Below are 12,574 nucleotides of genomic sequence, written 5' to 3'. Positions count from 1 at the left end.
CCAAAATTAATTCGGCAGCTTGTATTCAAATTTATTCAGGTCGAGATCTCCCGCCTGCTGTATAGCCTGGGAAAGTTCAGCGTAAAACTTTTCAAGCCCGTAATCTTTGATTTGCTGCAACGAAGTTTGAATAGGTGCGCAAAACACGTCTGCGTGACCAGCCTGTACCTTTTTATTATTAGGAGGCAGTTCACCAGTGATTGCCTTAAACCATGTTCTAACCGAACCTTTCAACGGAGTTGGGGCTTTCGCGATGTTATCAAAGCCAGTCAGGAGCTGCATTGTTGGGAATCGGTTAGCACTTACCGCGCCCTCAAGATTCTGATAAAAAGTCTGGAACATTTCAAAAGAATTAAGGTCAGCAACTTTTGGCTGAGTCGAGAGCTTATTTCTATTACCCACTCTACCTACTGTTTGTTTAGCATTATAAGCAGGCATAGCAGAAGGGAGTTTATCAAGCTCTAAATTCAGCAAAAAATTACCATGCAGTCTACGGTCTTTTACATCAGGGAACATTTCGAGGAAGTTACGCAGAAATTCGACAATACTCTGATCGTGCATTTCTTTATTCTTTAACCACTGTTCCCGCAGGAATTCACCTGGATCAGGATACCAGTCAGGCCGAACGGTGGTTATAGGCTTCACGTTGCCTTTAGCGTCGATTTCGATAAATTCCGAACCATCAGCCAGAGCAAAGCGGCAGTTTTTTAACAGAGGCAGTTTCTGACCTTTAAACGCAATCAGAGTCTGTCTGAACCATTGCGCAACCTCTGCACTGATTGAAAACGCAGTGTCTTTGTCTTCACGAAGCACGTAGTGCAGATCGTTAATTTCTTTCACGCCTGGATCGATTCCAGCAATCTCGAAAAAATCGTGGGTCATTTTATAGTTTTCCTGTTGTGTCTAACCCAAACATACTACCACAATTAGTGTATACGTTGTTGTAACAGCAAGTGCGGGAAAAGCCTTAAAACGGACAGAGCTGTAAGCAAATGCGTACTCACACATCAAATCACAACACATGCCATCAATAAACCTTAGGGGTTTACCGTCAACTAGTACCCTGATTTTTACGATAGACATCGCTTTAAGTTGCCACCATCCAGCGTGTTTATCATTAGCGTGATAAATCCTGCCGTCATAAAAGCAGAAAAGCCCACCTGCGTTTAAACAGGGGGCTTAGGTTTCATTCAGGAATGATTAGTGCATTAGGCTAAGATAAGCCATGCGCCTAAGAAGAGAGTCATAAAGTAAACCCCAAAAACAAGCCTGCGTTCATTCATCGGTGACATTAAAAGTCCCCTGAAAATCCGACAGACGCCATCCAACCGCCATCCATTGAGGTTGATGCCTGAACAGTTGCGGCTGTGTGCTGTGTGAAACTGTGAGACAGGCCGCCTGCGATTGCTGCACCATCACCGTTCGCTGTACCAGTCGAAATTGCGTAAGAGTCATTAGAGTGGTAATGCAGGCCAGTCATTGCCGCTGCATTGTTGAGACCACGTTTCAGATCCTTTTTAGTGTCGTCAATTTCACGCTTATTACGTTCAATTTGCTGACTGTTATGTTGAATCTGAGCGGTATTCTGATCAATACGTGCAGAGTTATGGCTGATGACAGCGCCCTGCGCGTTGATAACCTGAGATTGGCGCTGGATGTAATCGCCCTGAGCATTCACCTCTTCACCGACTGCGCGAATGTTACCAGCATTACGGGAAATCAGCTTAGAGTTAGTGGCAATTACAGATTCATTAGTCGCAACCTGTTTCTGCGTCTTAGTGTCGGTCTCTACTTTAGTGATCGTTGTGGTCACACCGTCAACACCGTTTTTACCATCCTGACCCGTTGCACCTTGCAGACCGTTTTTACCCGCTGGTGATGGTTCGGTCACGTGCTGTGAAGCAGTGCGATCACGGTTAGCCTGCGCCAGTTGCAGACCTTTTACAGCCTCCTGAAGGTTGGTGTCGGTTGTGGTAGGTTGTTCGGTAACATGCTGGCTTGCTGTACGGTCGCGGTTCGCATCTGCCAGTGCTGCCCCTTTTAGAGCCTGCACAGTTTCCTGTGTAGCTGTATCGGTAACAACAGTGGTGACACCATCTTTACCATCTTTACCATCTTTACCATCTTTACCATCTTTACCATCGACACCATTAACGCCATCTTTACCGTCATGACCTACAACCGGATCAACGTGCTGCTCTGCTGTGCGGTCACGGTTTGCCTGTTGAAGTTCCAGACCCTGAATAGCGTCGGCGTTAGACTTGATAAACTGAGATTGTACAGCGTTACCCTTGAGCGCAGCATCTGCGTTAACTTGCGCATGGTGAATCGCTGCATCCTGCTGGCCGTTCTGGTTTTCGATGTTCTGTAGGTCAGATTGAGTGACAACCTCAACATGTTGGCTTGCTGTACGTTCACGGTTCGCCTGTTCCAGAGCCTGCCCCTGGATAGCAGCAGCATTAGCATCAATGTCGGTCTGAGCTACCATAATAGCGTGGTGAGCGTCATCAATCTTAATTCCGTTCCAGTTGGCGTCATGCTGTGCTTTATCAGCAGCAGCCTGAGCAGTCTTAACAGCATCAGCATTGGCCTTGATAAACTGAGACTGAACAGCATTACCTTTGAGGGCAGCATCTGCGTTAACTTGTGCATGATGGATGGCAGCGTCCTGCTGATCGTTTTTGTTTGCCACGTTCTGTAGGTCTGATTGAGTGGCTGTTTCAACGTGCTGTACTGCTGTACGTTCACGGTTAGCTTGCGCCATCTGCGCCCCCTGAATTTGAGCAGCGTTAGCGTCAATGTCAGTCTGAGCGGTCTTAACAGCGTCAGCGTTAGCCTTAATAAACTGAGACTGAACAGCGTTACCTTTTATCGCAGCATCAGCGTTAACTTGCGCATGGTGAATTGCTGCATCCTGCTGGCCGTTTTTATCCGCTAAGTTTTTCACATCCTGCTGAGAGGCAATCTCAACGTGCTGGCCTGACGTACGATCACGGTTTGCCTGTTCCAGAGCCTGTCCCTCGATAGCAGAAGCATTAGCATCGATGTCGGTCTGAGCAACCATGATTGCGTGGTGAGCATCTTCAATCTTAACGCTGTTCCAGTTGGCATCATGTTGAGCCTGGTCAGCAGTGGCTTGTGCAGCCTGAACAGCATCAGCATTGGCCTTGATAAACTGAGATTGAACTGCGTTACCTTTGATCGCTGCATCGGCATTGACTTGAGCATGGTGGATAGCTGCATCCTGCTGAGCGTTTTTATTCGCTAAGTTCTGTAGGTCTGACTGACTGACAGTTTCAACGTGCTGCTCTGCTGTACGGTCACGGTTTGCCTGCGACAGTTCCAAACCCTGGACAGCGTCAGCGTTAGCCTTGATAAACTGAGACTGAACCGCGTTACCTTTGATCGCAGCATCAGCGTTAACTTGTGCATGGTGAATCGCTGCATCTTGTTTGCTGTTCTGGTCTACTAAGTTTTGTACGTCCTGCTGCGTTACGGCTTTAACGTGTTGTGAAGAGGTGCGGTCACGGTTAGCCTGTTCCAGCTTCTGACCCTGAATCGCCGCAGCATTAGCATCAATGTCGGTCTGAGCAACCATGATTGCATGGTGAGCGTCATCGATTTTAACGCTATTCCAGTTGGCGTCATGCTGAGCCTGGTCAGCAGCAGACTGAGCAGTCTTTACAGCATCAGCGTTAGCTTTGATAAACTGAGACTGAACCGCGTTACCCTTGATCGCAGCATCAGCGTTAACTTGCGCATGATGGATAGCGGCATCTTGTTTGCTGTTCTGGTCGTCGATGTGCTGCACATCCTGCTGAGTGACAACGTCAACGTGCTGTGAAAAGGTACGGTCACGGTTAGCTTGTTCCAGTTCCTGACCCTGAATCTGAGCAGCATTTTTGTCGATGTCTGCCTGAGCTACCATGATTGCGTGATGAGCATCGGCAACCTTAACCCCGTTCCAGTTGGTATCATGTTGAGCCTGGTCAGCAGTGGCTTGTGCAGCGTCAGCAGCAGCCTGAGCAACAGCAGCAGGATCGGTATGTTGTGCAGCTACACGTTCACGGTTCGACTGTTCCAGCGCCTGACCTTCTGCCTGAGCAGCTTTGAGTTCTGCAAACTTCTGGCGTAACTCTTCCTGAGTCGGTTTAGAACTGTAATCTGCATACAGCTTTTGCAGATCTTCCGGCAAGTGGTAGACAACCTGAGATGGTGCAGCAAAAGCAGTTGCAGAACCAGACATCACCAGAGCAGCTATTAACGCAGATTTCAAAAGACCAGCAGGCTTATGTGCAACAGACAGTTCAACATCAGCTTTGCTGTTCATTGACAATGCTTCAACGTGAGCAGCTTCAACACACTTTGCCAGCACCTTTGCAAGCGTCACATCTGAGGTGATCAGGCGGTCAGTGGTGGTGCATTTGCAGCAGACATCAGCAGAATCAGTGTGCATGGTCAGTGAGTAATTTTTGTCGTTCATAGTGCAAAGCATGGTGATTTTCATTTTTTCGTCTTCCAGCCAGAGAAATGTGAAATAGCGTTTCGCCGTTCCGATGTGGCGCATATTACGCTTATGGAAGACTTGAGCAAGTTGTATTTAACAGTTATTTGTGGCTTATGTATCAATTGTATGATTATTAAGAGAATTTAAATGCTTTTATAAGTCTGATTGATGGCTTGATGATCAGGCTGAGTGTAGAGGTGTTTTAAGACTATAAAAAGATTTGTATCAGATGAGTTGAGATAGAGAAATAAAAGATGAAGAGATCTGTTAAGGAGGTGTGAGAAGTTTTATGGCAGCGTATTTACGGTGACTTGTAGGTTTTTTGTTTATCAGGCGTAACACGGCTTACGATAAAATTTCAGAAGACTTTTATCATAAGTATTGATCACTTTATCGTTGACATCTGAGATTGTCAGACGTAACTTAATTCGTATCGAGGCATAGCCCGTCAAGTAGTACCACTATCTAACCTAAACGAAGCAGTACCGAAAACGTTGCAGTACCTTGCAACCGCATGAGCCGACGCCCTGTCAGTTCACGGTTACCGTAGACTTTGTTTAGGAAAAAACTTCATGACTACCAGCACCACTATCATCAATTCCGTTTGTGACTTTTTGCAGGCGAAAGCCAAAGAGCACCAGACAGAGAAAGCCTTCAAAGCGTGGCTTAAATCTGACACTGAGATGCAGCGCCTGCACATCCCTACAAAATGGGCTGTTGCGATTGCTTTTGACCGTGAGTCTGAGCAGCACCAGAAAGACCAAGATGCAAAAGCCAAACGCGAAGCAGCCAAAGCAGAGAAGGAAGCAGCAGCCGCGATTGCAGAGCCAGCGCCAGCGACTGAACAGCCATCTGTTGATGATGCAGAGATCGCCAGCCTCAAAAAAGAAAACGCAGAGTTACGCGAATCACTGACCCGGACTGAAACTTTGTTAGCCGAAGAGAGAGCCAGAGCAGATCTGATCACCTCGACTGCTAAGCCCGTGCTTACCTACAAAGAACGAAAGGGGCAACGGGAGGCAAAACTTAAACAGATTCGCGAGGCCATACGCGCAAACACCTACCAATTCAGTGATAAGCGGTTCTGGGCGAACGAACTAGAAGTTGTTAAGATGCAAAGGGATCAGATCGGATGGTCGGTCGAGTACGCCGCGCTTCTGTATGGTTTCGACATGACAACAGAGATCACACCCCGGATGATTGCTGATCGCGAAAAAGAGCTATTCAGAGAGGTGCCCGGTCAGTGGGGCAGTGAAAGATACGATACTGCAATTCACGGTATCAAAACAGGTCGCAGGAAACTACGTGATCACCTGGATGATCAGAAGGACGCACGGAAAAAGGCCAGAGAAGAGGCAAGGATGCAAAAGGCTGCTTGAATTCTTTCCGAAAGAGTGGGGGACGCCTCACCAGAATTCACGGAGCGTTGCATGTTTAATGTATGTTTGTTGTATCTATCTCAAAATTTATTGATTTAGCGCAATGCAAGTATTCCCAAGCTATGGGAAGATGTTCATGTAAGGCAAATTTAGCGCCTAACATACGAAAATTAACTAAGACTAACTCCGCACCAACTAAGCCCAAACTAAGCAAAAACTTAACCCGCGCTTTTTGCCATCTCTCAACTATCTAAGAGGTGGTCATTATGGCTATTAAAAAACTTGAGTCCGGTCGCTATGAGGTGACTTTCGGGCGTAACTTCCTTCACGCTGGCATTTATGACGATCTGGCATCTGCTGAACGTCGCAACCAGGAAATGCTGAACCTGCTGGCATACGTCGAGCAAGGTCTACCAGTAGCGCAAGACAACATTTCGGTATCACTGGCGGTGGAGGTGACCGAATGAACAACATTACAATTAATCTATCCGTGCTGGACGTGCTGAAACATTCACCGAAAGCAGTAGAAGCACTGACCCATGACGAACACCGTACAGTGATCCGTGACGGTATTCATAAACGCAGTGACGCACTGGCACTTGATGCCCTTTGCGGTTCGGGTAAGACATACGCACTGATCCAACTGGCTAATAAGCAGGCCAACTTAGAGAACCGTTTCATCATCTGCTGCAAAACCATCCGTTTATCGCGCCAGATCGAAAAAGACATAGAGACGCTTCAACCTGGCTTGTGCAGACGTTTGGACAGCAGCAAATTTGAAGCACATACAGATCCAGACTCTGAGCAGATAGTAAAACCGTCAAAGCGTCGTTCATCGGTTATAGGTGAGCTTATTCAGGCGCTGCGATCAGCAGATGCACCAGTTCTTATTGTCACACATAAGTGCCTTGACCTGCTGGCAGAGATCGCCCTTGTTAACAGCGACATTGACGAGCTTTTCAAAAAGGCCAGCGTGTTTATCGATGAAGCGCCAGAAAGTTTCATCACCCAGACCACAAAACCAATCTGCTATGAAGATAAGCACATTCACCCGTGGTTGAACTACGTTCATAAGTGTAAGGATGAGGCCACCGGACGCGATGTACTCAGGGCAACAGACCCAGAGGCAATTAAGAAATACCTTGCCGGACAGGAATCACGTTATCAAACGGTACTGGTTGCGCTGGTTACTGGTCATAAGGTCTTTGTTAACCATCTGGATGAGGACAACCATACTTATGAGCTTTCCGCACGTCGCAATAGTCTGATCCTTACGTTACCTTGCCGGGAGGTTACCTTGATGGCAGCAGGAGCCAAAAAGACACCTTTTGCACGTGAGATGGTACGCACCGGGCAGGTTATGAAATGGGGCGACAACTCCGCGCTTATGGCTGAGATGAATCCTGATCGTTTGATTCATAAGAATGCTGGACGTTTCCACGTTACGCCAGTTCTAAAGAACGTGAGAGCCAGCCAGCGCAATCTAAGAGAGAACTTTGATGACATGATGAATGGGGTGATCCAGGAGCTTAACCGTATTGGTAAGCCTTTCATCATCACATCGAACGTCAAGCTATGTGATCCGATTAAGTTACGCTTGCAGTCAGCCGGACTTCTCGACGCAGACAACATGATCTTTGATGCAGAGCAGACCATCACCCCGCCAGCAGGGGTTAAGGGCATCTGGTGTCCTCCTATGGTGCAGGGCTTGAATTGTTTCAAGGAATACCAGGTATTTGTGTTCCTCTGTACGGTACGCTTTGCAGCGCAGGATGTAGAGGCTTATTTCGGTATTGATGAAAGAGACATTGCTCAAGAAGTGGAGGATTTTTCTAACATCGATGCACCTTATCAGTTCTTTATGCGTGGTGTCGGTCGTAAGCGTGGCGGTACGGATGACTTTGCAGAGTCATGGCTGATTTGCGCTGATCAGTTTCAGGCCGATGCGGTTAAGGAGTACATAGGGAAAGAGACCGATACGTATCTGATGAGTAGCGCGGTTCAGGTTACTGAAAAAGAGCAGGACATGACCACGCAAAAAGCTACGGTGGATGCGAACAAGCAGAAGCTACAGCAGGGGATCGACATGCTGAGGTTATCGGGGCAGAAGGTGACAAAGGCTACGCTGCATAAACAGACAGGTATTAGCAGACCCACTATTAATAAGTATTGGGATGACCTGATCGCGGTGTCTGAGCAGCAGCCGGAGCAGTCAAAGTAAGGAAATGGGGCAAGGATGCCTGAGCAGTAAAAAGTGTAAAGGGAGGGCTATTTTTATCTATACCCCTGGGTTTACATTTTTGAGCCGTACTCTATAGCCCCCGTTTCACTTTTTGATTCAGTAGTAATAAGGAAAAGATCTGATGAGAGATTCTATCAAGGCCATTGTTGCAGAATGGCTTTACTATGATACTGATACACAACGCTTGCACTGGAAGGAAACTGTTAAGCCGTCAACGATGGCCTACGTGCAAGCCAGCCAGCAGACAGAAAACGATGTAAGGTATGTTGTCCAGACGATTGCAGGGAGCTTTGACGAGGGCGAATTAATACCGCTGGTAGAGGTATCACGAACAGCCGAACGTAAACGGGCAATGTTCATGAAAGACCATGCAGGCCGATTCGACCGACAACCAGTGAAACGAGGTCAACTGTCGTATTTCAAAGCTGGTGCCTATGGTCGATGATCGGGAAATTATAACGAACTACTATAAGAGGGGATCTGTTCAGAGTTTGCATCACACTTGACGGGCTTTCATCACGTGATGTCAGCGCCCTTTGCTCTGGTGAACCATCCTCTTAATCTGCGATCCTTCATCTGCGACAAACGCCATAGCAGAGCGGAGCGAACAAGGCGCTTTTCATGTGAACATGCGCTAACCTGTTTTATCCTGATAAATACAGACGGTAAACAGATGCATAAACCTATCTTTTTATGCTGTTATTTTGAGCTTTTATTCATTATCTGGATAGATTCTTTATAGATAAACATAGGGCGATGATGAGTTATCTTATTGATCTGTAATGAGAAAACTTGATAGAATGGACTGATAAGGAATTTCTACAGTTGCCTTAATGCCTGGCAGATTTACATTTTTATGCAAGAATTATTTTCAGGAACCTGAGTAAAAGTTTTGTAAACATGATGTTGCAGGGTTGTAACTAGGATGTTTGTTGAGAAATTGTTACAATCCTGATCGTCGGGCAGGGGTGGATTAGTCCCCATTCTGAGCAGGGGCATGAGCGGAAAGGTTCGGGCTAGTGATGGTGCTGCTGTTTCTCCATGTGAAGTGATTCGATGTAAGTGATTGTACGGAACTGCAAAGAGACCTGCAAGATAATTCTTACAGATCATTTGTAAAGTTGTCGGTTCAGAGTTCTTTCCGCAATCTGTAAACAGTTGCACGGGAAACACCACTTTTCAGAACAGTGTCAGTAACGCTGTAACCTTCTCTGAGCAGATCTAAGGCAAGACCTGTATCGCCATCTGATTTACGTCCACAATGCACTCCACGCGCTTTAGCAGCAGCCATACCCAGCTTTACACGCTTCTGGATAACACCCTTTTCACGGCGGTTGAGAGAGGCTAGGAGCGATAATCTAAATTCATCCTCTGGATCGTTCAGGTCAAATGTCCCTTCACGTTCTGATGTGATCGTTACACCCATTCTTGCCAGTTGTCTGAACACTTCCAGCGTTTCGATAAGGTCACGTGAGATACGGCTAATTTCCAATACGTGTACGCTATCCCCTGGTTGCAGCATAGACACAAGCTGATTCCATCCAGTACGGCTATCAGGTCTGCTGCTACCGCTGACACCCTCATCACAGTACATGAACAATGCAGCCGGGTACGCATTCTTGAGCAGTGTTCTTTGTGTCTCAATAGTCTGTTTCTTATCGTCTGTACTGATACGTGCGTAAATGTGTTGCATGGTCTGATTGTCTCAATTGCTAGTATTCTATGCAAGCATGTTAACATCAAACGATGACCTTTGAGAATTAACATTTGCAAGTGTACTGAGAATTAATTTACTTGCATGATGTGATCAGGTGTGTTAGCAGGCTATGGTTAGTTCAGCTGTTGAGTTATCTAAACAGTTTGTGAGCAGAACCCTGCAAGTGTTAATGAGAGGTTATGTTTGTAGATACATTTGGGTCCCTCTGCAAACGAAAGGTAACCAGAGTTTCTGACCCCACTGGCACGTATACGCAGACTGAGCAGAAAAATAAAACGAGTCATAATAAGGGAACCGGGGCAGAGACGGGATTAGAAAATTATAACGAGTCATAAAAAGGGAACGAGGGCAGAGACGGGGGGCAGAGATACTTTTCAGAGACCAGCGCAACAGAGAACTATCCAGAGCACCCTACATAGCAGAAAAAGATGTATAATGCAAGATCTATCTACCATAATCATTGACAAAATGTGCCATTATGATAGAATTACTGTATAAACAATTCGTTGAGGTAATCACTATGTAATGTCGAAAGCAATCAGACCCTGGACAGACCAGGAAAAAGAGTTCATCACCAACAACATCAAACTTGACCCACAAACAGGGATTTTATACTGGTCGAAAGACCAAACCAACCGCAAGGGCAATCCGAAAGCGGGTGATCCTGTAAACGTCTATTTGATGAACCCCAAACCCCGCCGTTATTACTATTTTGCGCTGTACCGACCAGTAACACCCCATCAAGTTAATTTGCGTGTGCATCACGTTGTGTGGTTCTTAACGCATGGTTATCAGTCGATGCAACTGATCGATCACATCAACGGTGACCCGCTTGATAATCGCCCGGTGAATTTGCGACAGGCAACCAGAAACCAGAACATCAGAAATCAGGTTAAACACTGCGTAACAGAGGGAAGCCCATACAAGGGTATCCATCGCCGTACAGGTGCAACCAGATTCGTCAGCAGTATCTCTGCTGATAACCTTACAACGCGCTTAGGCAGCTTCACAGATCCGATTGTTGCCGCACGGACGTATGACCTTGCGTCTATCTGCCTGCACGGTGAATACGGTCGCAGAAACTTTCCAGACTCAGACTACAGTCCGGAACAGATCGCTACCATGCGTGACTATCTACAGGCCAAACGTCAGCCAGCTACATCAGGAACCATCCACTAATGCTGAAATCAAAACTCAACGGTGTAACGGTCTCGAACAAAGGCCGTGTGTTTACCGCAACGCTACGTATGGGGCAGGACTCTATGCCCCTCGGTCAGTTCAAGACAGAGCGTCTTGCAGCAGAGACACATGATCTCGCAATGCTGGCTTTATACGGTGATCAGGCTATCACGAACTACCCGCGCCAGAAGTACACCACTGAGCAGATCCGCAACATGTCAGACTTCATCGATCGACGCATGGCAGCACGTGAGAATTCACCTTCATTTTCCCAACTATCCAAGCAGGCACCCATTCAATGAGCCAACATTTCTATGTTCCCAAACAATGCCGGGGTGAAACTCAACCCCGTATTATCTTTGCCCTCGACCGTGGTTATACCTTCGTGCGTACCGTACTGCATGACTATAAACAGATCACCGCAAGACCTCCTTACCCAACCGATGAAGCGCCACATGAACAATTGGTTGATGACTTCGCCAGGAAACTGATCACCGGGGCAAAGGCTTGTGAAAACTATCGTTTCCCAGATGGACGGCAGCAGCGCCACCGTTATCAATGGGACGGTGAAAAACTAAGTAAGATCGTTGGTATCCCATCTGAAGAGGTGACCGGATGAGCAGACCGCAACAAGAGCTTGACCGCGCACAACTGCTGGCAGAGTTCGACCTCTACGCAGAAGAACACCCAAAACCAGACTATGTGCGCCCCGTGCTAACGTCTGCTGACAAGCAGGCCATGATGCACCGTGACTACTACGAAAACAGCACAGGCAACCTTGTAACGCCGTACAGCCTGCCTATTGCCCTATGTTGAGGTAACTTTATGAATGACCAGCCAACCAACCCCAGATAATCCGTACTTTTCGCCAACCTATCCCGCCTGTATCGAGCCATACACGATCTACGTTCTACGCTATGGGGAAACCCCCCAAACGTTCTATGACCGCATGTTGACCATGCCAGCACATCAGGTGTGGATAATTCAGGCCGGGGAGCCGTTCGACTATACCAACCCAATGTTCAAGAAACTGACCGGGCAACCACTTATCACCACTGACTACGGGTTACAGGTTTTGCGGTCTGGTGTACTGCCAGAACTCGACCCTTACCAGTTCATGCAGTATGAGGTGATCGCGTACCCATCAAAAACTATCGCCCGTCACAAGGTAGCGGCTTGCAGTGACGGTTTCCCAATCTGACCAGCAGAGGCAAGATAATGACCAGAAAACGCAAAGGTAACGTTTATGAGACCGGGAGTGACATCTTGTCGCATAAGGTATCCATCAGCTTTGTTTCCGGCGATAAAACCGTACAGATCCACGCAGGGAGCTATGCAACAGCACTTGAGGCCAGAGCAGCGGCAAAGGCTGTCAAAACCATGCGTAGGGCTTTGCGTAATCTGGGTTACATCCCACACCAGAGACCAGGCAGACCCCGCACCGTGTCTCCATAGCACATTAAGCTATTTAAATCAACAGAAAATAGTTGACATTTTATGTCAGTATGATAGTATTAGAGGGTAGGGTTTTGACTAAATGCTGCATTTCT

Annotated in this window: 12 protein-coding genes; 9 read left to right on the top strand and 3 right to left on the bottom strand. The window is 47.1% G+C overall.

Annotated elements, in window-relative coordinates; genetic code table 11:
* Positions 1-6: 6 nt before the first annotated feature.
* Together K5I40_RS07720 and K5I40_RS07715 are read right to left on the bottom strand one after the other, a co-directional pair.
* Positions 7-882: a hypothetical protein gene (locus K5I40_RS07720; protein WP_223074238.1), complete on the bottom strand. Its 876-nt coding sequence runs from the start codon at positions 880-882 to the stop codon at positions 7-9.
* Between the two features lie 409 nt (positions 883-1,291).
* Positions 1,292-4,567, bottom strand: coding sequence for a hypothetical protein (locus tag K5I40_RS07715; RefSeq protein WP_223074237.1), 3,276 nt, complete (start codon positions 4,565-4,567; stop codon positions 1,292-1,294).
* Between the two features lie 512 nt (positions 4,568-5,079).
* Here K5I40_RS07715 and K5I40_RS07710 point away from each other — a divergent pair.
* From K5I40_RS07710 to K5I40_RS07695, 4 genes are all read left to right on the top strand, one after another.
* A complete protein-coding gene (locus K5I40_RS07710) occupies positions 5,080-5,886 on the top strand; it encodes a hypothetical protein (RefSeq protein ID WP_223074236.1) in 807 nt (268 codons plus the stop codon).
* Between the two features lie 266 nt (positions 5,887-6,152).
* Positions 6,153-6,353: a hypothetical protein gene (locus K5I40_RS07705; protein WP_223074235.1), complete on the top strand. Its 201-nt coding sequence runs from the start codon at positions 6,153-6,155 to the stop codon at positions 6,351-6,353.
* Complete coding sequence (locus K5I40_RS07700; protein WP_223074234.1) at positions 6,350-8,107, top strand: DEAD/DEAH box helicase family protein; 1,758 nt, start codon at positions 6,350-6,352, stop codon at positions 8,105-8,107. Before K5I40_RS07705 ends, K5I40_RS07700 begins: the two co-directional genes overlap by 4 nt.
* Before the next feature lie 142 nt (positions 8,108-8,249).
* Positions 8,250-8,573, top strand: coding sequence for a hypothetical protein (locus tag K5I40_RS07695; RefSeq protein ID WP_223074233.1), 324 nt, complete (start codon positions 8,250-8,252; stop codon positions 8,571-8,573).
* Positions 8,574-9,257: 684 nt separating this feature from the next.
* On the opposite strand, the gene K5I40_RS07690 is transcribed toward K5I40_RS07695, so the two are convergent.
* A complete protein-coding gene (locus tag K5I40_RS07690) occupies positions 9,258-9,821 on the bottom strand; it encodes a recombinase family protein (RefSeq protein WP_223074232.1) in 564 nt (187 codons plus the stop codon).
* Between the two features lie 549 nt (positions 9,822-10,370).
* Here K5I40_RS07690 and K5I40_RS07685 point away from each other — a divergent pair.
* Genes K5I40_RS07685 through K5I40_RS07665 form a run of 5 tightly spaced genes read left to right on the top strand, consistent with a single transcriptional unit; the run spans position 10,371 to position 12,225 of the window.
* Positions 10,371-11,024 carry an HNH endonuclease gene (locus K5I40_RS07685; protein ID WP_251929580.1) on the top strand — a complete coding sequence of 218 codons (654 nt, stop codon included), beginning with the start codon at positions 10,371-10,373 and terminating at the stop codon, positions 11,022-11,024.
* Entirely contained in the window at positions 11,024-11,326 is a 303-nt protein-coding gene (locus K5I40_RS07680; protein WP_223074231.1) for a hypothetical protein, read from the top strand. Before K5I40_RS07685 ends, K5I40_RS07680 begins: the two co-directional genes overlap by 1 nt.
* The gene (locus tag K5I40_RS07675; RefSeq protein WP_223074230.1) at positions 11,323-11,643 is read left to right on the top strand and encodes a hypothetical protein; all 321 of its coding nucleotides are present in this window, start codon (positions 11,323-11,325) and stop codon (positions 11,641-11,643) included. Before K5I40_RS07680 ends, K5I40_RS07675 begins: the two co-directional genes overlap by 4 nt.
* Entirely contained in the window at positions 11,640-11,840 is a 201-nt protein-coding gene (locus tag K5I40_RS07670; protein ID WP_223074229.1) for a hypothetical protein, read from the top strand. The genes K5I40_RS07675 and K5I40_RS07670 overlap by 4 nt, the downstream gene beginning before the upstream one ends.
* Before the next feature lie 13 nt (positions 11,841-11,853).
* A complete protein-coding gene (locus K5I40_RS07665; protein ID WP_223074228.1) occupies positions 11,854-12,225 on the top strand; it encodes a hypothetical protein in 372 nt (123 codons plus the stop codon).
* Positions 12,226-12,574: the final 349 nt, after the last annotated feature.

Source organism: Leclercia sp. LTM14, from assembly GCF_023736175.1.
GTDB lineage: Bacteria > Pseudomonadota > Gammaproteobacteria > Enterobacterales > Enterobacteriaceae > Enterobacter > Enterobacter barmai.
The sequence above is the reverse complement of the archived record's forward strand: the minus strand, read 5'-3'. Positions and strand labels throughout refer to the sequence as shown.

Excerpts from the sequence above, each read along its gene's own strand:
- K5I40_RS07720 (WP_223074238.1), bottom strand. The coding sequence starts at position 882 with ATGACCCACGATTTTTTCGAGATTGCTGGAATCGATCCAGGCGTGAAA.
- K5I40_RS07715 (WP_223074237.1), bottom strand. The coding sequence starts at position 4,567 with ATGCGCCACATCGGAACGGCGAAACGCTATTTCACATTTCTCTGGCTG.
- K5I40_RS07710 (WP_223074236.1), top strand. The coding sequence starts at position 5,080 with ATGACTACCAGCACCACTATCATCAATTCCGTTTGTGACTTTTTGCAG.
- K5I40_RS07705 (WP_223074235.1), top strand. The coding sequence starts at position 6,153 with ATGGCTATTAAAAAACTTGAGTCCGGTCGCTATGAGGTGACTTTCGGG.
- K5I40_RS07700 (WP_223074234.1), top strand. The coding sequence starts at position 6,350 with ATGAACAACATTACAATTAATCTATCCGTGCTGGACGTGCTGAAACAT.
- K5I40_RS07695 (WP_223074233.1), top strand. The coding sequence starts at position 8,250 with ATGAGAGATTCTATCAAGGCCATTGTTGCAGAATGGCTTTACTATGAT.
- K5I40_RS07690 (WP_223074232.1), bottom strand. The coding sequence starts at position 9,821 with ATGCAACACATTTACGCACGTATCAGTACAGACGATAAGAAACAGACT.
- K5I40_RS07685 (WP_251929580.1), top strand. The coding sequence starts at position 10,371 with ATGTCGAAAGCAATCAGACCCTGGACAGACCAGGAAAAAGAGTTCATC.
- K5I40_RS07680 (WP_223074231.1), top strand. The coding sequence starts at position 11,024 with ATGCTGAAATCAAAACTCAACGGTGTAACGGTCTCGAACAAAGGCCGT.
- K5I40_RS07675 (WP_223074230.1), top strand. The coding sequence starts at position 11,323 with ATGAGCCAACATTTCTATGTTCCCAAACAATGCCGGGGTGAAACTCAA.
- K5I40_RS07670 (WP_223074229.1), top strand. The coding sequence starts at position 11,640 with ATGAGCAGACCGCAACAAGAGCTTGACCGCGCACAACTGCTGGCAGAG.
- K5I40_RS07665 (WP_223074228.1), top strand. The coding sequence starts at position 11,854 with ATGACCAGCCAACCAACCCCAGATAATCCGTACTTTTCGCCAACCTAT.